The organism is Aureibaculum sp. 2308TA14-22 (genome assembly GCF_040538665.1).
Classification (GTDB): Bacteria; Bacteroidota; Bacteroidia; order Flavobacteriales; family Flavobacteriaceae; genus Aureibaculum.
In genome coordinates, this window is record NZ_JBEWXT010000001.1 from 1,899,700 (window position 1) to 1,919,961 (window position 20,262).

Below are 20,262 nucleotides of genomic sequence, written 5' to 3' on the forward strand. Positions count from 1 at the left end.
CCTTTGACTATGATTAGTGCATTTGAAACTTATATATCAGCCCAAAAAACAGTAGGACTACATTTTATTTTGTTAGGAATTAGCTTGCTTCTTACAGCAATTATTGCGCAAATTATTGGAAGTTCTGCACTTGCAAATGGAATAAAAACAGGTACATTGATTTGTGGTTTTATGATGATTGCTTCTGGTATTGGGTATCGGATAACGGAAAGTAAATTACTTGAAAAACAGACCCAGTTATTTCAAAAAGAAGAAGTTAGTTTTCAGAAAATAGAAACCGAAAGAATGGCAAAAGTCATCAAGGAATATCCTATTTACCAAATGGTTTCTATAGCTTTTATTATTGCTACATTACTATTTATTTATTTCATCAAAAATCCATATTGGCAAGGCATTTCCTATGCCATCATTATTATGTTTGTTGGTTTTATGATTATAGAAGCCTTCTCTCAGCATTCCATTAATGCTTATTTTGAAAACTTGAAGAATTAGTATGATGACAGCTGGAAATATCTTATCGATTGATGACATTAGCCAATTAAACAGCATACTTAATCAAGGAAAACCAAAACACCCTTTGATAAGTGTGGTTGATTTTTCTAAAGTAGATTTTCATCAACCAGACATACCTGAAAAGATAAAATGTAAAACTGCATTTTACTGCATTTTATCCAAAACACTTAAAGCAGATAGCCTGCAATATGGCAGGCAACATTATGATTTTCACGAAGGAAGTTTGTTTTTCATTGCACCCAATCAGATTACAAGCCTTGAAAAAGCAGATTATGCATTGGGCTGGGGATTGTATTTTCATCCTGACTTGATTAAAGGAACCTCTCTTGACCAGCGGATAAAAAATTATACATACTTTAAATATGATCTAAATGAAGCGTTGCATATATCCGAAGAAGAAAAAACAACCCTTACTCGAGTTGTCCATGAAATCGAATCAGAAATCAACCGACCTGTTGACAAGCACAGCAAGCCGGTAATTGTTTCCGGAATAGAACTTATGCTTAACCATTGTATGCGTTTTTACGACCGACAGTTCATTACCCGATCAGCAGCTAGCAAAGATGCCATAGCTGCAGTAGAGGACTTTTTATTGTCTTACATTGATTCTGACCAATGTCGCGAAAATGGATTGCCAACTGTTGTACAATGTGCCGAAGTTGCTAACCTTTCTAAAAATTATCTTTCCGATTTATTAAAAAAAGAAACAGGAAAAAGTACACAGGATCATATCCATTATTTTTTAATAGAACAAGCCAAATCAAAGTTATTGGGTTGCAATCACTCAGTTAGTGAAATAGCTTATGAATTGGGCTTTGAATATCCTCAGTATTTCAGCAAACTGTTTAAGAGGAAAGTAGGTATGAGTCCATTAGAGTATAGAGATTTGAATTAAGTAAAAATACTGGCACTAACAATGTTTATGAAAAAATAGGCGAAACAGCAATAAAATCAAAGACTTTAGTTCGTGTCAAACTTTGTGCTTAACTGAAAGTCAAGACATCAAAATCGCCTACTTTTCATATACTAAGCGTTAATCGAATTCTCTAATAACAATCCACATCCACATTAAAACGTATCGATCTAAAATCCGCTATGGACTGAAAGCTGTTTTTAATTTTTTGAATGACCGCTTTTGATAAGTTTATGGATTTATCTTGTGGCAATTTTATTAAAATGGTTTTGATATGCTGGTTTCGGATTCTTGAAACTGCGGGACTTGTAGGTCCTAAAATATTGGTTCCAAAAGTATTGTATAGTGATTTATACAACCAATCTGCACCTGAATTTACTTTTATATAATCTTTGTGCTTTAAGGTTATTTTTATCATTCGCAACAACGGTGGATAGTTGTATTGATGGCGTTCGTACAACTGTTCTTTATACATTGTTGCATAATCATTGGTCGTAACTTGTTGCAATATCTGATGGTACGGATTAAAGGTTTGTATGGCTACTTTCCCTCTTTTTTTGGCACGCCCAGCCCTACCTGATACTTGTACCAATAATTGAAAACTTTTTTCATGTGCTCTAAAATCAGGAAAGTTGAGCAAATTATCTGCATTTAGTACACCAACTAATGATACGTTATCGAAATCTAAACCTTTGGATAACATTTGCGTACCGACCAAAATATCAATTTCACGAGACTGGAAAGCATCGATAATTTTATGATAACCGTATTTGCCACGTGTGGTGTCCAAATCCATTCTGCCTATTGTATGATTTGGAAATAGTTCTTGTAATTCCAATTCAATCTGCTCAGTACCAAACCCTTTAGTATCTAAAGTTGGACTACCACAAGCCTGGCAGGTGCTAGGCATATTTCGATTATAACCACAGTAGTGGCATTGTAATTCGCCCTTAAATTTGTGATAGGTTAAACTCACATCACAATTAGGGCATTGTGGCGAGACACCGCAGGTTTTACATTCCACTATGGGTGAATAGCCACGTCGATTTTGGAAAAGAATGACTTGTTCTTTTTCGTCTAAGGCTTCATTGATCAATAGCATGAGTTGCTCTGAAAAATGACCCGTCATTCGCTTTTTACGGTAGCCTTCTTTGATGTCAACCAACTCAATTTCGGGCAAGAGGACATTACCAAAACGTCTATCAAGCGTTACCAATCCGTACTTTTTTTGTTGGGCGTTATAATAACTCTCTAAAGACGGCGTGGCACTTCCTAACAATACTTTTGAATTGTGCAAATTTGCCAATACAATAGCGGCATCTCTTGCATGGTAACGTGGTGCGGGGTCAAATTGTTTGTACGAGGTTTCGTGTTCTTCATCAACAATAATTAATTCTAACTCAGAAAACGGCAAAAAAACTGATGATCTGGCTCCTAAAATCAGTTGTGCTTTATTGGAATTGTTTAAAATATTGTTCCACACCTCTACCCTTTCGTTTAAGGAATATTTGGAATGAAACACCGCAATCTTGTTCCCAAAATATTTTTGAAGTCGGCTGATGAGTTGTGTAGTCAATGCAATTTCAGGAACCAAATACAGTACTTGTTTCCCTTTTTTCAGCACCTCATCAATTAGCTTTACATAGATTTCCGTTTTGCCGCTAGACGTGATACCATGTAATAACACTACATCATTTATCTTGAAATTAGCAGTTAAGTCATTGTACGCATCTTCTTGAAAATCAGATAGTCTTTTAAATTTTTCGGTAGCTTCCTTAAAATTGACCCGATCCGTTTGAATAGTATAAATTTCAAAAATATTCTTCTCAACTAACCCTTTTATAACTGCTGATGATACATTGCTAACTTCTTTGAGTTGTTTCTGTTTTATTGGCTTTTTGGTAGCACCATATAACGAAAAATAAGCCATTACCGCATTACGTTGTTGCTTGGCACGGCTTAATTCCTCCAATAATTTACTTAGTTCTTCCTGATTGTTAAACCGTTCATTTAAACGAATGTATTTTATTAGTTTTGGTTTATACTGTTCAATTATTTCCTCACGCAAAACAATAGCATTCTTCTTTAATAAATCGTTTAAAATGGGTAAAACTCGCTTTTTATCTAAAATTGAACTGATTTTCTGAATAGGCAATACCTTTTGATGCTCTAGGGCTTCAAGAATTAAAAACTCATCATCTGATAAAAGTTCGTTTTCAATAAATTTTTTATTTTTTAGAACCTGTGTTTCACTTTCCAATAAAAATGTAGAAGGTATTGCCGAACGCAATACTTCGCCCAATGAGCACATATAATAATTGGCCAGCCATTGCCAATGCTTTAACTGTATTTTAGTGATAATTGGCCTCTCATCCAAAATTTGAAATATATCCTTGGCTTCATAAGCGGTCGGCGTAACTTGATGAATTTCAGCCACAATAGCAGTATATATTTTGGACTTCCCGAAAGGTACTGCAACACGCATACCCTCTTGTAAAAAATTTTTTTCAGCTTCTGTAATTCGATACGTGAATAATTGCTGTAAAGGAATGGGTAATATAACGTTGATAAAATAGTTCAAATGTTTTTACTGTAAAGTTTAAAAAATATTATGCTTCTTAAGCCCTTATTTTAAAGGAGTTTCGAAGGAATACACAAATATATAAAATTAGTAATTCGGTTTTTGGCACGTCGTTTGTAAAAGTAACAATAATAGTGTTAACCAAAACCTATTTATTAATAACCTTTAACACTTTTAATTATGAAAAAAATAGCATTAGTACTCGTAACCATCATCTCACTCGGCCTTAGTCCGCAACTTTTTGCCAATGTTGATAATCATCAACCGGTAAAAAAATATAGATATGACAATAATAAAACATTCACTTTTGTTGAAGACGGTATTACATTTTCTATATTTAAAAACGGAGAATTTGATTTTTATATCAATCCCAGACGTGGCATGCACGTTGGTGTTGATTTAGATGAGGTAAGTATTAGCTATAATTCAGGTTATAATTATGACCCATATGTACAGTATGACGATTATGGTGCTATCATTCAAATTGAAAACACGCCCATCTATTACGATTCTTATGGAAGAATAATCAGAGCCGGTGATGTTAAAATAAGATACCGTTCTAATAGAGTAAACCGTATTGGAAGTTTAAACATTTATTATAACAATTACGGTCATTATTCATACCATAGAGGTTATGTAAACATTTATAACAGACACCATGTGTTTCACCCATACCATAACTTTTTTGTACTACCTATTTTTAACAGATGTATAGTAAGTTATAGACCTTACAGAAATAGATATAGACCAACACGTTACAACTATTATTATGGAAAAAAATTCCACAAAAGGAATTCCCGTAGAAACTATGCTAAAAAAAGGAGCTTTAAAAGCATTGATAAAAGGGTAAGAACGCGTAGTAGTGTTGCTAGATCAAATAAAGGAGTTAGCAGAAGAAACACAAGTGCAAACAATACAAGAAGAAAAGCAATTCAACGTAATACTTCTGCAAGAAATAATAGAAATATTACAAGTACAAAAAGAGTAGTTGGTAAAACACCTAAGAGAACAGTACAAAGAAGAACGGTTTCTACAAACTCTCGTATAAAGCAACCTAGAAAAGTTGTTAAAAGAAGAACTGTAAAGTCGCCTTCAAATAAAGTTATAAAAACGAGAACAAGAAGTACTGTGCAAAATAGAGTTGACAGAAAGCCGGTACAACGTACCGTACGAACTCAAACAAGAAAAACACCTCAAAGAAGTGTTTCTAAAAGAACTGTTTCAACAAGAAATAGGTCTTCAGTACAACGAACAGAAAGAAAACCTGTGCAAAGAACTGTAAGAACACAGACTAGAAAAGCTCCTAAAAGAAGCGTTTCAAACAGAAGTTCATCAGTTAGAAGCAGAAGTACTGTTCAGAGAAGTTCAAGAAACAGCTCTGTAAAAAGAACTCCTTCTAAAAGAAGAGCACAGTAAAATACAAAAAGGGAAAGTAGATGAAGAAAAAAGGCTCACCATTGTGGTGAGCCTTTTTTATATTACTCTAGTAAAATTTTTATCAATTGTCCAAATCTTCTGAGGAAATATCATCAATTGGTTCATCACCAACGTTTAAATCCAAACCTTCATCACCAATACCAGCGTCATTAATTATATCGTTTTCCTCATCATCACTTGTATCAATGTGATTTTCCATAGATTGTTCTAATCGAACACTAACTTTAACCAAATAGATTGTATCTTCGGTTCTTACCTCAACAGCTTCAACGGTTTCGCCAGCAGCATTTTGAAATACCACTATGTCTGAATCATTATAACCATCAGGAAATTTCTCAACTAACATGTTTAAAATGTCATCCGTTAGTTTTTTAAAATTTACAATTACTCTTTTCATTTGATAATTTAATTATTTTATAAATTAAAATTGCAAAAAACAGAACTCATATCATACATGATACATAACAAATGTAGAAAAAAAATGAAATAGCAAATACAAAAAATAAAATTTTTAGAATTATTTATTTATTAGCTTGTTTTTAAAAACGAACATTAAAATAATGGGTATGGCAAGAATAATCGTCATCGTTTTATTGTGTACAAAAACCTGAGGATATAGAGCCAAGGTCAGTACAAAACCACCGATGGCTCCACCCAAGTGAGCACTGTGACCAATATTGCCCAATTGTTTTTTCATACCGTACATGGAATACAGTAAATATCCCACACCAAAAACATAACCTGGAATATCGAAAAACGGAAAGAAAATAAAAGTTAGCTTCATACCGGGATTTAACATGATACCCGCATAGATAATACCCATAACCGCTCCAGATGCACCTACGGCACTGTAATAAGGATCTTTTTTGTGAAAACTCAATGCCAGAGTACTTCCAGCTAAGAGGCTCCCCAAATAAATAATTACAAATTTAAAAATACCTAAATGGGCTATTACCGGATCGGCAAAAAGATATAATGCAAACATATTAAAAAACAGATGAGCATGATCTACATGCAAAAAACCTGACGTAAACATTCGGATTTGCTCACCGTTTAAAATGGGCCCAATTTGAAATTTATAACGCTCAAAAAATAGCCTGTCAGAAAAACCTTTTAAAGAAACTAAAACATTTATAACTATTAATGCAACTACCGCATGATTCATTTGTAATCAATATTTGTCCAAAGATAAAATTATATGCCGATATTTGCCACAGGTTAATCTTAATATTTTACCGTGCAATTTTTAAGTTATATCATTGTATATCCTTTTATATGGCTATTGTCTATATTGCCATTTAGAATTTTACATTTTATTTCAGATGGCTTTTACTATTTGCTTTACTATGTAGTAGGTTATCGAAAAAAAGTGGTTTTTAACAATATAAAGTTGGCATTTCCCGAAAAATCGGATAAAGAAATTTCGCATATTGCTAAAAAGTCTTATAGACATTTTATTGATGTGTTCGTAGAGATTATAAAACTGTTTACCATTTCAAAAAAACAGTTGGTAAAAAGGTACAAAATTGGCAATATAGATATTCTTAAAAACCTTGAAAATCAAAGCAGAAGCAGTATATTAATGGGTGGGCATTATGCCAATTGGGAATGGATATTTCTATTAAACACCAAATTAAAATATAATGGATATGCCATTTATAAAAAGATAAAGAACAAGTACTTTGATAAAAAAATAAGGGAAACCAGAGGGCGTTTTAATACAAACTTGGTCAGTACAAAAAATACTTTTTCCGTAATCACTAAAAATAAAAAGGAAAACATTCTATCGCTTTATGGGTTTTTGGGCGATCAATCACCACGTGTAGGAAAAACGCATTATTGGTCACATTTTTTGGGTGTTGATAATTTACCTATCCATACAGGTGCAGAATTGTTGGCAAAAAAGCATGATTTGCCTGTAGTTTTTTTTAAAACAAAAAGAATAAAACGTGGGTATTATGAAGTCAATTTTGAATTGATTACCGACAACCCAAAATCATTTAAAGATTATGACATCACTGATATTTATCTGCGAAAAGTAGAAGAACAAGTAAAAGAAGCCCCAGAGTTTTATTTTTGGACACATAATCGATTTAAGCATCAGGGGAAGAATTTGGGAAAGTAAGTCTGCAGTGGGCAGAAACAAAAAAACGAGACTTGTATTAAACCTCAAACCATTTTTCCACCAACTGTTTTTCAAATTGGTCATTGCCAATAAATTCAAATTCGTTGGATATGGCATTGTATTTATAATCGTTTTTCCATTCCTTAAAATTCTGACAAAGTTCTTTTATGCTTTTACAAACATAATCAACCTCTTTATCAGTAATAGTTGGGTGTATGGACATTCTGATCCACCCTGGGCGGTCAATTAAACAACCTTCATCAACAATTTTATGTCTATATTCTTCAGAAGTTAATAAATCAATATTGAGTAAAATATGTCCGTAAGTACCTGCACAAGAACAGCCTCCTCTAGTCTGGATTCCAAACCTATCGTTCAATAGTTTAACACCCAAATTATAATGTAACTCGTCAATATAAAAGGAGAAAATCCCTAACCTATCTTCATGTTCCTCCGCCAATAAATGTAAATTTTCAATATTTTTTAATTCTGCAAAAACTATTTCATTGATTTCATGTTCACGAGCCAGAATTTTTTCAGAACTCATCTGCTCTTTTAATTGAATTGCCAGAGCAATTTTTATAGTTTGCAAAAAACCAGGAGTACCGCCATCTTCACGTAGCTCTATATCTTCGATATACCTATGGTCTCCCCACGGATTAGTATAGGTAACCGTTCCCCCACCGGGATTGTCGGGTACGGTATTTTTATACAATTCATCACAAAAAATTAATACCCCAGATGTGCCTGGGCCACCTAAAAATTTATGCGGAGAAAACAAAACAGCATCCAACTTCTCTTCTGGGTCTTCTGGATGCATATTGATAGGGACATAAGGAGCAGAACAGGCAAAATCGACAAAACAATAACCGTTATAAGCATGGATAATCTTAGCCATTTTATGGTAATCCGTTCTGATACCCGTAACATTAGAGCATGCAGTAATGGATGCAATTTTTGTCTTTCTATCTTTATATTGCTCTAATAACTTTTTAAAACTGTCAAAACATACCAATCCTGTTTCTTGACAAGGAATTACTTCCACATCAGCAATGGTTTCTAACCACGAAGTATGGTTAGAATGATGTTCCATGTGGGTGATAAAAACAATGGGTTTCAAATCCTCAGGAACGTTAGTAAAGTCCCGCATACTCTCTGGAATACGCAATCCTAAAATACGCTGGAATTTATTGATAACACCTGTCATCCCTGTACCCGAAGTAATCAAACAATCACTGTCTTTAGCGTTAACATGTTTTTTGATGATTTCCCTAGCTTTATGGTACGCATGGGTCATTGCAGAGCCGGTAATTGAAGTTTCCGTATGGGTATTGGCCACGTAAGGACCAAAATCGTTCATTAATTTTTCTTCTATAGGTCTATATAATCTTCCACTTGCTGTCCAGTCGGTATAAATAACTTTTTTTTTGCCGTAAGGGGATTCGAAATACTGATCAACACCAATAATGTTTTCTCTGAATTGTTGAAAGTAAAACTCTAAAGAAGATTTGTTTTCCATTGTAAATTAAATTCCTGCAATAGCAGCTATTTCATCCATTATTTTTTTTGCCAGTGCATCTGCACCGACCTGAGAACCACTTTCCGTATAAATTCTTATGATCGGTTCAGTATTTGACTTTCTAAGGTGTACCCATTCTTCTGTAAAATCTATTTTTACGCCATCGATTGTATTTACCTCTTCTTTTTTGTAGTTGTCCGCCATTTGAGCTAAAATTGCATCAACATCTAATTGAGGCGTAAGCTGTATTTTATTTTTACTCATAAAGTAGCTAGGATAGCTTTCTCGCAAGGCCTTACAACTCATGTCTAATTTTGCCAAATGCGATAAAAACAAAGCCACACCTACCAAAGAATCCCTTCCATAATGCGATGCAGGATAAATAATTCCGCCATTACCTTCACCACCTATAACGGCGTTCGTTTTTTTCATTAATTCCACTACGTTTACCTCGCCCACAGCACTTGCTTTATACATTCCTCCGTGTTTTTCGGTAACATCTCGTAAGGCTCTTGAAGATGATAAATTGGATACCGTATTTCCTTTTTGCTGTGCCAATACATAATCTGCACAGGCTACCAGAGTATATTCTTCTCCAAACATAGAACCATCTTCGCAAACCAAAGCTAATCTATCTACATCTGGATCGACAACAATGCCCAGATCCGCCTTTTCTTTGACAACTAATTCGGAAATATCAGTTAAATGTTCCGCCAAAGGTTCAGGATTGTGTGGAAAGTGTCCGTTAGGTTCACAATACAATTTTATACATTCTACCCCAAGTTTTTCCAATAAATTGGGAATAACGATTCCACCAGTAGAATTTACAGCATCAACAACCACTTTAAAATTGGCATTTTTTATCGCTTCTACATCAACAAAATCCAATTTTAGAACTTCTTCAATGTGCTTATCCATATAACCGGGTAATTTGGTGTAAGAACCTAAATCATCTACTTCGGCAAAGGTATAATCGTCTGATTCTGCAATCTCTAAAATCTCGGCACCATCAGCTCCATTTAAAAACTCGCCTTTCTCGTTTAATAATTTTAAAGCATTCCATTGTTTTGGATTGTGGGAAGCCGTTAAAATAATACCTCCATTTGCTTTTTCAAGTGGAACAGCAATTTCAACGGTTGGCGTTGTAGATAAACCCAAGTCAATTACGTTGATTCCCATTCCTACTAAGGTATTAGCTACTAAACTACTTACCATTTTGCCAGAAATACGGGCATCTCTGCCGACAACTACCGTTAAATTTTTTGAATTATTATTTCTTTTAATTAGCCAACTACCGTAAGATGCCGCAAACTTTACAGCATCAACTGGGGTTAAATTATCATTTACATTACCACCAATAGTTCCTCTAATTCCTGAAATTGATTTTATTAAACTCACAAGCTATTTTTTTGATTTTGACAAAGATAAAGAAAAAGGTACGAGGTTGGAAATACGAGGTACAAAGTTTTTTAAAAGGGTTGAAACCTGAACTATAAATTTATTTTCGATTTAGTTTAATAACACCATTTAAAACCACGGTAACCAATATTAACAATGCTCCGTAATAGAAATTTGTAGTCATTATTTCTTTTTCTTTAAAAATAATGATGGCTAAAATAATTCCGTAAATAGGTTCTAAATTAATGGTAAGCATCATGGTAAAAGGGCTTACACTTTTTAACACTTGATTGGATGCTGCAAAGGCATAGGCAGTACAAACAGATGCCAATAAAATCAAATAGAACCAATCCATTTTTGACAACACAAAGAAGTCAACAGTAAAAGTGCCGTTAAAGAGCATGACAACACCAATAAAAAGCGAAGCAAAAAGTAGTTCATAAAAAGAAATGACCGTAGCCGAACTGTTTTTTATCAGATTCGCATTTAAAATAGAAAAACAAGCAGATAAAAACGCTGAAATCAAAGCTACCACTATACCTATAAAATGCTGTCCTTCAGCATTAAAAATAATTACCAAACCAACTATTGCCAATAATGAAAACAACAGCTCATAAGGAATTAATTTTTTTCGAAATACTGTCCATTGTATTAAAGTAACAAACAAAGCACCCGTTGACATTGCAGCAAGAGCAATGGAAATGGTTGAAATTTTAATGGCATAAAAAAATGTAATCCAGTGTACAGCAATAAAAACACCACCTAAAATATACCTCAATAGAACATTAAACGGTACGTTTACTTTAACTCTCCTAATCAGAATAAAAGTATATAAAAAAAGTGTAGCTAATGTAACTCTGTACCATACCAAAGGAATAGCATCAATACTTATTAATGCACCAAGTATAGCGGTAAAACCCCAAATAAAAATAATAAAGTGGAGGTGAAAATAGTTTTTGGTTCTAGCATTCATTACTGCTTAGCCTTAAAGTAAAGATATACGGCAATAATTCCGAATAAGACATTGGGTATCCAAACCATATATATTGGATTATATGCCGCAGAGGCACCCAATACTTCGGTTACTTTCATAAAAAACACATACAAAAACATTAAACTAACACCAACTGCAAGGTTAATACCAATACCACCTCTTCTTTTTCTAGAAGCCAAGGAAACAGCGATAACGGTCAATATTAACGAAGAAACGGGCAACGTTGTTCTCGAGTATAGCTCTACTTTATATTTGTTCAAATTTTTAACACCCCTATTTTCTGATTCTTTTATATGTCGATACAATTCGGGCGAATCCATTTCAATTGCCAAATAATCTACATATAGCAAATCTTTAGGTAAAAAATTAAAAACCGTGTCCAGTTTTCTACCAGATTCTATACGATCATTTTTTTCTCCCACCCAACGTTTAGTATAGTCAGAAAGAGTATAAACACTATCTTTTTTATTCCAACTGATTCTTTTTCCAGTCAAGATATATTTTAGGTCTAATCCATCAAAATGCTGATATGAAAAACCAAAACCTGTATTTCTAGTTAAACCAAAATTCTTAAAATATACTATATCATTTTCTGTTAATTGCAAATTCACTTCATTTACATAGGTCTTTGTCTTTTTCACTCTACGTAAATAGGCTTCATCAAAAGCTTCTAGGGTTTTATTAGACTTATTCAACAAAAAATGATTGGCTGTTAACGATAGTAAACCTAGCAACAACGCACCTAACAAATATGGCTTTAAAAAACGCTTATACGGAATTCCGGCACTATGTATAGCAACAATTTCTGTATTGGAAGCTAATTTTGAAGTAAATAATATTGTTGAAATAAATAATGCCAATGGCATAAAAGTATTGCCATAATTGAAAATAAAGGGGATGTAATAATTACTAACTATTTCTCCTACGCCTAAATTGGCATGGTCAGAAAACTTACTATACTTTTCTGAAATATCAATAGCTACGGTAATAGGAATCAATATTAACAGCGTAAAAATAAAAGTAGTAAAGTACTTTTTTAATATGTATTTATCAAGGATTTTCAATACCTATAGTCTTTTGTCCATTTGTTTTACCATAGTGTTTTTCCAACTGGTAAAATCTCCTGCTAAGATATGCTTTCTAGCTTCACGAACCAACCACATATAAAATCCTAAATTGTGAATGGTGGCAATTTGCTTTGCCAAATATTCTTTGGCCACAAACAAATGACGTAAATAGGCTTTTGAATATTGCGTATCTACGTAAGTTATATTCATTTCATCAATGGGAGAAAAATCATCTTCCCATTTTTTATTTTTGATGTTGATAGTGCCATGGGCAGTGAATAACATACCGTTTCTGGCGTTTCTGGTTGGCATAACACAATCGAACATGTCAACACCCAACGCAATATTTTCCAAAATGTTAATTGGAGTACCCACACCCATTAAATAGCGAGGTTTATCTTCAGGTAATACACTACAAACAATATCTGTCATCTCATACATTTCTTCAGCTGGCTCACCAACCGAAAGCCCACCAATAGCATTACCTTCCGCTCCTACCGAGGCAATATACTCTGCCGATTGCTTACGTAAGTCTTTATAGGTGCTCCCTTGAACAATGGGAAAAAACGTTTGTTTAAAATCATAGATTTCAGGTGTTTTTTCTAAATGATTTATACATCGTTTTAACCAACGATGTGTCATGTGCATGGAATTTTTAGCATAAGTATATTCGCATGGATAAGGTGTACATTCATCAAAAGCCATAATAATATCGGCACCTATACTCCGCTGGATATCCATAGAAGATTCTGGTGAAAAAAAGTGGGTAGAACCATCTATATGCGATTTGAACTTTACCCCTTCTTCATTAATTTTATTATTACCAGAAAGTGAATACACTTGGTACCCTCCGCTGTCTGTCAAAATTGGACGGTCCCAATTCATAAATTTATGAAGACCGCCTACTTTTTCTAAAATTTCTGTTTTGGGGCGTAAATACAAGTGATAGGTATTTCCAAGAATAATATCTGCATTAATATCATTTTTTAATTCTTGTTGATGAACACCTTTAACAGATGCCACAGTGCCCACCGGCATAAAAATTGGGGTTTCAATTTTACCATGATCGGTAGTAATTGTTCCTGTTCTGGCTTTACTGGTTGCATCTTTGGTGTGCAGTTCAAAATTCATGAGCTCTTATACGTTAAATCTGAAGTGCATTACATCACCATCTTGAACAATATAGTCTTTTCCTTCTACTGATAACTTACCTGCTTCTTTTACTTTTGCCTCACTACCATAGTTAACAAAATCGTCATATTTCATAACTTCTGCACGGATGAATCCTTTTTCAAAATCGGTATGGATTACACCTGCTGCTTGTGGAGCTGTACTGCCTATTAAAATTGTCCACGCTCTAACTTCTTTTACGCCTGCGGTAAAATAAGTCTCTAAATTCAACAATTTATAGGCGGCTCTAATTAATTTTGACGCTCCAGCTTCATCTAAACCTAAATCATCTAAAAATAGTTGTCGCTCTTCATAAGTATCTAATTCGGTAATGTCAGCTTCTGTGGCAACTGCCAAAATTATTACTTCTGCATCCTCATTTGTAATTGCCTTTTTTACAGTATCTACATATGCATTACCATCCTTAGCAGATGCTTCATCTACGTTACATACATACAAAATGGGTTTATCGGTCAATAATTGTAATGGTTTTATAAACTCCTCGCGTTCGTCTTTTGTCAATTCAATGGCACGAACAGAAATAGCACTTTCCAACCCTTGTTTTACTTTGTTTAAGGCTACTTCTTCCTTTTGTGCTTCTTTATTTCCAGTTTTTGCAGTACGCTTTACTTTTTCAAGTTTCTTATCAACCGTTTCAAGATCTTTTAATTGTAATTCTAAATCAATTGTTTCTTTATCTCGTATAGGATCTACTGTAGTATCTACGTGAACTATATTATCATTATCGAAACAACGCAACACGTGAATAATAGCATCAGTTTCTCTGATATTTCCTAAGAATTGATTACCTAATCCTTCGCCTTTGCTAGCTCCTCTAACCAATCCCGCAATATCAACAATTTCAACAGTTGCAGGTATTACACGCTCAGGATTTACGAGTTCTTCTAGTTTCCCCAAGCGTTGATCTGGAACGTTTACCACACCAATATTAGGTTCTATAGTACAAAACGGAAAGTTTGCACTCTGTGCTTTAGCATTTGATAAACAATTAAACAAAGTGGATTTACCAACATTAGGAAGCCCTACAATACCTGCCTTCATATTAAATTAATTTTTTATTTGCGAATGCAAATGTAGTTAATTAGAAATTTAGAATAATAAAGGTTTTGATAAAATGATGAATCATTATTTTCTAATGATTTCTGAGATTAAATGCCCTTGATTTGAAAACCCTTGAATAGAAAATAAATAACCTTCTAGTTTTTTATTTTGTAAAATTTTAAATCCTATTTCACCAAAAGCGTTTGGAATTAGATTCGTTTTCCAGTCAACTTCTATCCAATTTAAAGTCTTATCGGTAGTTTCATAATCATATCTTGGAGTGTAGTACCTTTTTTCTTTATCATACCCTTCTTTAAAAACATATTCGTCATACAGTAGTACAATATTTTTTTTGTAATTATCTGTAGTAAAAACTTGGTACGATCGATAACCTCGTCGCGACGAAACAAAAATACTTTCAACATCGTCCATTTCTATTAAAACGCCAGGAAGTTCTTCAGAACTAATGCGTTCGCCATCAATAGACAAAGAGGCCTCTTTAGTTCCACTAACTTGCAAGTAGTTTTCTACACCTCGCCAATTTACTAAGCTTACCCCCTCATTCATTCTTAAATAAGACATAAGGTCACTGTTATATTTTGTATAGTGGTTAGGTAGTTCTAAATCATAATATTGACCGATGCCAAAAACTACAGATTTGTATTTTTTAATTAGCTTTTGTCTTTTATAATAACGATCACTTCTCCTTTTTCCTACAACTGTAACCTCATCTAATTGTGTTGAATTTGAATAAAATAACTCTTTCCAAGAACTATTATTTTGAACTTCTTTTTCTTGTTTAGTACTAAAATGTTTGGGTATAAAATCAACTGGTGTATTGAGTTTGATAGTATCGAACTTAAGTTTTTTAGGCTTAATTATATTATTTATGGTATCAATAAAAGAAACCTTAACAGAGTCTCCCTTATAAACAAGAAGTTTTTTAAAACTAAAGTCATTTTTCTTGTTTAAAGAAATTTTATCAATTAACAAATCATCTTTAGTAATTAAAGCTAATTCATCCGAGAGTAATGGTGAAACTGTACCATTTAGTTCAAACCCAAGCTCAAAGTCATATTTATAGCTTGGAATAAAATTTTCTATCATTTCATCTAAAGAATATGTTGTCCAGCCCTGTGTTAACAACAATAAATCTAAATGAGTTGCCCTTTCCGTATTGTTTTTGTTAAAATAGTAAGCGGGATTTTCAACATATCCCTTTACATATGGAGTTAACAAAAAAGCACTTTTAATATTGGTTGTTTGGTTATGACTCAAAGAATTTATAGGTAATACCGATATACTAATATTTGATTCTATAGGTTTACTAGAATTAGTATCAGAAATTTTTAAACTATATTTTATTGAATCCTTTTCAACACCACTTTCTTTTAAAGAAAAAGAAACATTATTATCTTCCCTTTCAATATAAAATTTTCGTTCAATAATTGGTTCACTATTTTCAAATAAAGTAACTGTATTAACTCCATTTAAAAAAAACTTCTTATTAATTTTTATGTTAACATTTGTGGAATCTATTCTAGAAATTTGTAAATTATCTATAATTCTATTTCTTTGATGAAATAACAAATTATAATTGCGTTTGTGCAATTCCTTAATAGAATTATGATTTGTTTTTAAGGAAAAATTGACAAAGTCTTCCTCCTTTTTGGTAACATTTAAATGCAACCCCTCACGCTTAGGTAAAGGAACATCAACCTTTATTAGCGTATCATTTATGTTAATCAGTGCTTTGTATTTCTCTTTTGGCTTATAAAAAAAACTACATTTTGTCATGCCTAAATGCTCGCTTTTAAAATTAACTACTTCTTCATTTTTAGAGTTAATTATAGTGCCAGAATATTCAAACCCTTTTCCGTTAATTAATGATTTTATGCCTATCACATTTTCAACATCTTCTAATAGGTAGCCTCCTTCGGGTAAAATTTGAATATCGTAGTTATTTTTAGTTTCAATCTCTCTGTCAGGAATATCGCTTAAAATATTTATTTCTTTAACAAACATATTATCGTCTCCAAAATTCCGCATATAATTGGTATAGGCTTGGATGTAATATTTACCTGAATTTAGCGTGTCATTTAATTTAAACTGCCCTTTACCAGTGCCTCTATAAATAAGGACATCTTTATTTTGAACAACTTTCCCATTGGAATCCAATAAGTTTACATAAAGACGTGTTGTTTTAAATGATGGTTTATTATCTAGACCTCCTACATAGGCTTTAAACCAAATATAATCATTAGTAAAATAGGAAGTTTTATTAGTATCAATAAATACTTTTTCAAAAAATAATTGATTTTTTTGCAATGGGGCAATTACTTTATCCGCAAATTTATCTTGAGCAGAAGCAGACAGAATTGCCAAATAAATTGAGATTTGAATAACTATTTTCACTTTTTAATCTAAAAATCGGTATTCAAAATTAAAGCAAAAAAAAATCTTAAGCTAAAAAACTTAAGATTCAATTATTTTATATCTTTATTTAATTAATTTTATTCTGGGTGCATAAAACGTTGCTTTTCTAGCAGAGTTTCTTCACTCTCTACATGATCCTCATCGGGAACACAGCAGTCAACCGGACATACGGCAGCACATTGAGGCTCATCATGAAACCCCTTACACTCGGTACATTTGTCAGGTACAATAAAATATATCTCGTCACTTACAGGTTCTTGGTCCTCTTCGGCATTTACTTTTTTCCCGTTAGGTAAAACCACCTCTCCATTAAGTAAAGTACCATCTTTATAACGCCAGTCTTCGGCACCTTCGTAAATTGCAGTATTTGGGCACTCGGGCTCACATGCTCCACAATTTATACATTCATCAGTTATTATAATCGCCATTTGTTTTTTTCCTTTAAATTTGCCGTGCAAATATATGAAATTCTAAAACGATAAAAAACTGTTGATGGTATTAGAAAAAAGGATAAATGCTTTTGCGGAATTAGGAAAATTTCTAGGTCAATTTTGTGAATCTGCTATTGAAAAGAAAGATAATGTACTACTGAACGATTTATTCTATGATGCAGTTAAGCTACAAATAAATCGTGCTTCGGAATTTAACAGTTGGTTTACTAAGGAAAATGTGCTTTTTGCCATTGAAAGCTGGACTAAATTACTGAATAAGAAAACGTTGACCGAGTGGACTTCTTCTTATAATTTAGAGAATAACAACCCTAAAACTGTAGCTGTGATTATGGCTGGTAACATTCCACTAGTTGGTTTTCATGATTTTTTATCGGTATTGATTTCTGGTAATAACATTCTTATCAAACAATCTTCTAACGATAAGCATCTTTTACCATTACTTGCAAAATACTTAGAATATGTTGAACCCGAATTTAAAGGAAAAATAGATTTTACCGAGGGGAAATTAACCAATTTTGATGCGACCATCGCTACTGGAAGCAACAATACAGCAAGGTATTTTGAATACTATTTCGGCAACAAACCTCATATTATCAGAAATAATAGAAATAGCGTTGCGGTTCTCACGGGAAATGAAAATCCTGAGGACTTAAAAGGTATTGGTGAAGATATTTTCAGGTATTTTGGATTGGGATGCCGAAGTGTGTCAAAGTTATTTGTGCCAAAAGGTTATAACTTCGACCTCTTTTTTAATGCTATTTACGATTATCATGACATTATAAACTACAAGAAGTACGAAAACAATTACGATTACAACAAAGCCGTCTATTTAATGAGCGAGTTTGACATCTTAGAAAACGGTTTTTTTATGATAAAGGAAGATGCCAGTTACTCCTCACCTATTGCCACCGCTTTTTATGAATATTATGATGATTTGGATTCTTTAAACTCAAAATTCAATGTAGATAAAGAGTATATACAATGTGTGGTGAGCAACGCCTTAGAAAACACCGTTAATTTTGGTGAAACGCAGCAGCCCAATTTATCCGATTATGCAGATGGGGTGGATACGTTGAAGTTTTTAACCGACTTATAATATAAAATATGGATTTTCAAGAATTATCAACTTCAATTAAGGCAACACTTTACGACAGAGCTTCTAAACCCTTTACCGGGACTTTAATCTTATCTTGGTTCTATTTTAATTGGGAGATTATTGCAACTCTCTTCTGGGTAAGTGAAAAATCTTTAGGAGAGCAAAATAGAATAAAATATATACAAGAAAACTATATTAATTTAAGTGAAAATATTCTATTCCCTTTTCTATTAACTATTGCTTTAATTATTGTAATGCCTCTTTTTAACTTAGGAGCATTAAAGGTAAAGAACTTTTTTAAAAAAGTTGAATTTGAAAGAATAACTAAAATTACGCCTGTTAACGCTAAAAAGCATGCAGATTTATTAGACCGACTAAGTAAACAAGAGTTAGGTTTCAACAATCAATTGACCTCTTTAAATGATACAATAGACGACCTGACCGAATCACTAAAAAATTCCAATGAAAATTACACATCTACTAATCAAAGACTTTCGACTACATCAAAACATTTAAATATAACTAGGTTAGAGTTAGAAAAATTAAAAGTCACTAACGACAAAATATTGGTTGAGAAAGGGAAAATTGAGTACGCCTTTAAAGACCTTATTGCGATAGCTGAATTATATAAAAAGGATTTTGGTCTGTTGAGAAAAAATGAGACAGAATTAAAACAAATTGCTAGAGATTTTTATACCGGAGAATTGGACATTAAAAAAATATCGATTGACTTATATGAAAGATACGTTGAGTAATTGGTATTTATTTCCCTTCCCTTCGGGAAGGATAGGATGGCTTCCTACTCAAAATCCGTTTCCAACTTTATATAGTCCAAAAACTCGCGTTTTGTAGCTTCTTCCTTAAATTTCCCACCAAATTCAGAAGTAACCGTGCTACTGTCTATATCTCTTATGCCACGAGAGTTTACACATAAATGTTTGGCGTCTATAACGCAGGCAACATCTTCAGTGTCCAGAGCTTTTTGTAGTTCTTGTACTATTTGCATGGTCAAGCGTTCCTGTACTTGTGGACGTTTAGCAAAATAATCGACAATACGATTCATCTTCGATAAGCCAATTACATTTCCACTTGAAATATAAGCAATATGAGCCTTACCAACTATCGGTAATAAGTGATGTTCGCAGGTAGAATACACAGTAATATTTTTTTCCACCAACATTTCACCATATTTATAATTATTATCGAAAGTAGAAGGTTTAGGTTTGTTATTGGGATTCAATCCACCAAAAATTTCTTGTACAAACATTTTGGCTACACGGCGTGGTGTACCTTTTAAACTGTCGTCTGTCAAATCCATACCCAATGTATGTAAAATATGAGCCATGTCCTCTTCAATGGCCAATATTTTATCAGCATCTGAAAGTTCAAAAGCATCTTTACGCAAAGGTGTTTTTGCCGATGATGACATGTGATTATCACCTATTTCCTCTCCCATAGTTTCGGGATTTATTTTTCCATTTTTTCCTTCAAACATGTTC

The 20,262-nt window shown here is 33.1% G+C and carries 18 protein-coding genes; 6 read left to right on the forward strand and 12 right to left on the reverse strand.

Going from position 1 to position 20,262, the window contains the following annotated elements; translation table 11 throughout:
- Positions 1-9: 9 nt before the first annotated feature.
- Together U5A88_RS08405 and U5A88_RS08410 are read left to right on the forward strand one after the other, a co-directional pair.
- Positions 10-492, forward strand: coding sequence for a hypothetical protein (locus U5A88_RS08405; RefSeq protein ID WP_354205500.1), 483 nt, complete (start codon positions 10-12; stop codon positions 490-492).
- A gap of 1 nt (position 493) precedes the next feature.
- Positions 494-1,408 carry an AraC family transcriptional regulator gene (locus tag U5A88_RS08410; protein ID WP_354205502.1) on the forward strand — a complete coding sequence of 305 codons (915 nt, stop codon included), beginning with the start codon at positions 494-496 and terminating at the stop codon, positions 1,406-1,408.
- Between the two features lie 151 nt (positions 1,409-1,559).
- On the opposite strand, the gene priA is transcribed toward U5A88_RS08410, so the two are convergent.
- Positions 1,560-4,007, reverse strand: a complete 2,448-nt coding sequence (gene priA, locus U5A88_RS08415) for a replication restart helicase PriA (RefSeq protein ID WP_354205503.1) — start codon at positions 4,005-4,007, stop codon at positions 1,560-1,562.
- A gap of 180 nt (positions 4,008-4,187) precedes the next feature.
- Here priA and U5A88_RS08420 point away from each other — a divergent pair, with 180 nt between their 5' ends.
- On the forward strand, positions 4,188-5,423 hold the full coding sequence (locus tag U5A88_RS08420) for a hypothetical protein (RefSeq protein WP_354205505.1): 1,236 nt from the start codon (positions 4,188-4,190) through the stop codon (positions 5,421-5,423).
- Between the two features lie 82 nt (positions 5,424-5,505).
- Here U5A88_RS08420 and U5A88_RS08425 read toward each other — a convergent pair whose 3' ends face one another.
- Entirely contained in the window at positions 5,506-5,841 is a 336-nt protein-coding gene (locus U5A88_RS08425; protein WP_354205506.1) for a hypothetical protein, read from the reverse strand.
- Positions 5,842-5,961: 120 nt separating this feature from the next.
- The gene (locus U5A88_RS08430) at positions 5,962-6,609 is read right to left on the reverse strand and encodes a rhomboid family intramembrane serine protease (RefSeq protein ID WP_354205508.1); all 648 of its coding nucleotides are present in this window, start codon (positions 6,607-6,609) and stop codon (positions 5,962-5,964) included.
- 72 nt (positions 6,610-6,681) lie between these two features.
- Here U5A88_RS08430 and U5A88_RS08435 point away from each other — a divergent pair, with 72 nt between their 5' ends.
- Positions 6,682-7,569 (forward strand): lysophospholipid acyltransferase family protein, encoded by an 888-nt coding sequence (locus U5A88_RS08435; RefSeq protein ID WP_354205510.1) that lies wholly within the window; start codon positions 6,682-6,684, stop codon positions 7,567-7,569.
- A 37-nt stretch (positions 7,570-7,606) separates the two neighbouring features.
- Here the strand turns inward: U5A88_RS08435 and U5A88_RS08440 are convergent, their stop codons facing one another.
- The 8 genes from U5A88_RS08440 to U5A88_RS08475 all read right to left on the reverse strand — a co-directional run bounded on the left by U5A88_RS08440 (position 7,607) and on the right by U5A88_RS08475 (position 17,643).
- The gene (locus U5A88_RS08440) at positions 7,607-9,088 is read right to left on the reverse strand and encodes an aminotransferase class V-fold PLP-dependent enzyme (protein WP_354205512.1); all 1,482 of its coding nucleotides are present in this window, start codon (positions 9,086-9,088) and stop codon (positions 7,607-7,609) included.
- Between the two features lie 6 nt (positions 9,089-9,094).
- Positions 9,095-10,486: a phosphoglucosamine mutase gene (glmM, locus tag U5A88_RS08445; protein ID WP_354205514.1), complete on the reverse strand. Its 1,392-nt coding sequence runs from the start codon at positions 10,484-10,486 to the stop codon at positions 9,095-9,097.
- Between the two features lie 100 nt (positions 10,487-10,586).
- A complete protein-coding gene (locus U5A88_RS08450) occupies positions 10,587-11,459 on the reverse strand; it encodes a DMT family transporter (protein WP_354205515.1) in 873 nt (290 codons plus the stop codon).
- The gene (locus tag U5A88_RS08455) at positions 11,459-12,544 is read right to left on the reverse strand and encodes an LptF/LptG family permease (RefSeq protein ID WP_354205517.1); all 1,086 of its coding nucleotides are present in this window, start codon (positions 12,542-12,544) and stop codon (positions 11,459-11,461) included. Before U5A88_RS08455 ends, U5A88_RS08450 begins: the two co-directional genes overlap by 1 nt.
- A gap of 3 nt (positions 12,545-12,547) precedes the next feature.
- Complete coding sequence (gene tgt / locus U5A88_RS08460; RefSeq protein WP_354205519.1) at positions 12,548-13,678, reverse strand: tRNA guanosine(34) transglycosylase Tgt; 1,131 nt, start codon at positions 13,676-13,678, stop codon at positions 12,548-12,550.
- Between the two features lie 6 nt (positions 13,679-13,684).
- A complete protein-coding gene (gene ychF / locus U5A88_RS08465; RefSeq protein ID WP_354205521.1) occupies positions 13,685-14,779 on the reverse strand; it encodes a redox-regulated ATPase YchF in 1,095 nt (364 codons plus the stop codon).
- An 84-nt stretch (positions 14,780-14,863) separates the two neighbouring features.
- The gene (locus U5A88_RS08470) at positions 14,864-17,194 is read right to left on the reverse strand and encodes a hypothetical protein (RefSeq protein ID WP_354205523.1); all 2,331 of its coding nucleotides are present in this window, start codon (positions 17,192-17,194) and stop codon (positions 14,864-14,866) included.
- Positions 17,195-17,292: 98 nt separating this feature from the next.
- The gene (locus tag U5A88_RS08475) at positions 17,293-17,643 is read right to left on the reverse strand and encodes a 4Fe-4S dicluster domain-containing protein (RefSeq protein WP_354205524.1); all 351 of its coding nucleotides are present in this window, start codon (positions 17,641-17,643) and stop codon (positions 17,293-17,295) included.
- Between the two features lie 64 nt (positions 17,644-17,707).
- Between U5A88_RS08475 and U5A88_RS08480 the strand changes: the two genes are divergently transcribed.
- Positions 17,708-18,763 carry an acyl-CoA reductase gene (locus U5A88_RS08480; RefSeq protein ID WP_354205526.1) on the forward strand — a complete coding sequence of 352 codons (1,056 nt, stop codon included), beginning with the start codon at positions 17,708-17,710 and terminating at the stop codon, positions 18,761-18,763.
- 8 nt (positions 18,764-18,771) lie between these two features.
- The gene (locus tag U5A88_RS08485) at positions 18,772-19,518 is read left to right on the forward strand and encodes a hypothetical protein (RefSeq protein WP_354205528.1); all 747 of its coding nucleotides are present in this window, start codon (positions 18,772-18,774) and stop codon (positions 19,516-19,518) included.
- A 44-nt stretch (positions 19,519-19,562) separates the two neighbouring features.
- Here the strand turns inward: U5A88_RS08485 and folE are convergent, their stop codons facing one another.
- Positions 19,563-20,258: a GTP cyclohydrolase I FolE gene (gene folE, locus U5A88_RS08490; protein WP_354205529.1), complete on the reverse strand. Its 696-nt coding sequence runs from the start codon at positions 20,256-20,258 to the stop codon at positions 19,563-19,565.
- Positions 20,259-20,262 lie beyond the last annotated feature (4 nt).

Excerpts from the sequence above, each read along its gene's own strand:
- U5A88_RS08405 (WP_354205500.1), top strand. The coding sequence starts at position 10 with ATGATTAGTGCATTTGAAACTTATATATCAGCCCAAAAAACAGTAGGA.
- U5A88_RS08410 (WP_354205502.1), top strand. The coding sequence starts at position 494 with ATGATGACAGCTGGAAATATCTTATCGATTGATGACATTAGCCAATTA.
- U5A88_RS08420 (WP_354205505.1), top strand. The coding sequence starts at position 4,188 with ATGAAAAAAATAGCATTAGTACTCGTAACCATCATCTCACTCGGCCTT.
- U5A88_RS08425 (WP_354205506.1), bottom strand. The coding sequence starts at position 5,841 with ATGAAAAGAGTAATTGTAAATTTTAAAAAACTAACGGATGACATTTTA.
- U5A88_RS08430 (WP_354205508.1), bottom strand. The coding sequence starts at position 6,609 with ATGAATCATGCGGTAGTTGCATTAATAGTTATAAATGTTTTAGTTTCT.
- U5A88_RS08440 (WP_354205512.1), bottom strand. The coding sequence starts at position 9,088 with ATGGAAAACAAATCTTCTTTAGAGTTTTACTTTCAACAATTCAGAGAA.
- U5A88_RS08450 (WP_354205515.1), bottom strand. The coding sequence starts at position 11,459 with ATGAATGCTAGAACCAAAAACTATTTTCACCTCCACTTTATTATTTTT.
- tgt (WP_354205519.1), bottom strand. The coding sequence starts at position 13,678 with ATGAATTTTGAACTGCACACCAAAGATGCAACCAGTAAAGCCAGAACA.
- ychF (WP_354205521.1), bottom strand. The coding sequence starts at position 14,779 with ATGAAGGCAGGTATTGTAGGGCTTCCTAATGTTGGTAAATCCACTTTG.
- U5A88_RS08475 (WP_354205524.1), bottom strand. The coding sequence starts at position 17,643 with ATGGCGATTATAATAACTGATGAATGTATAAATTGTGGAGCATGTGAG.
- U5A88_RS08480 (WP_354205526.1), top strand. The coding sequence starts at position 17,708 with ATGGTATTAGAAAAAAGGATAAATGCTTTTGCGGAATTAGGAAAATTT.
- U5A88_RS08485 (WP_354205528.1), top strand. The coding sequence starts at position 18,772 with ATGGATTTTCAAGAATTATCAACTTCAATTAAGGCAACACTTTACGAC.
- folE (WP_354205529.1), bottom strand. The coding sequence starts at position 20,258 with ATGTTTGAAGGAAAAAATGGAAAAATAAATCCCGAAACTATGGGAGAG.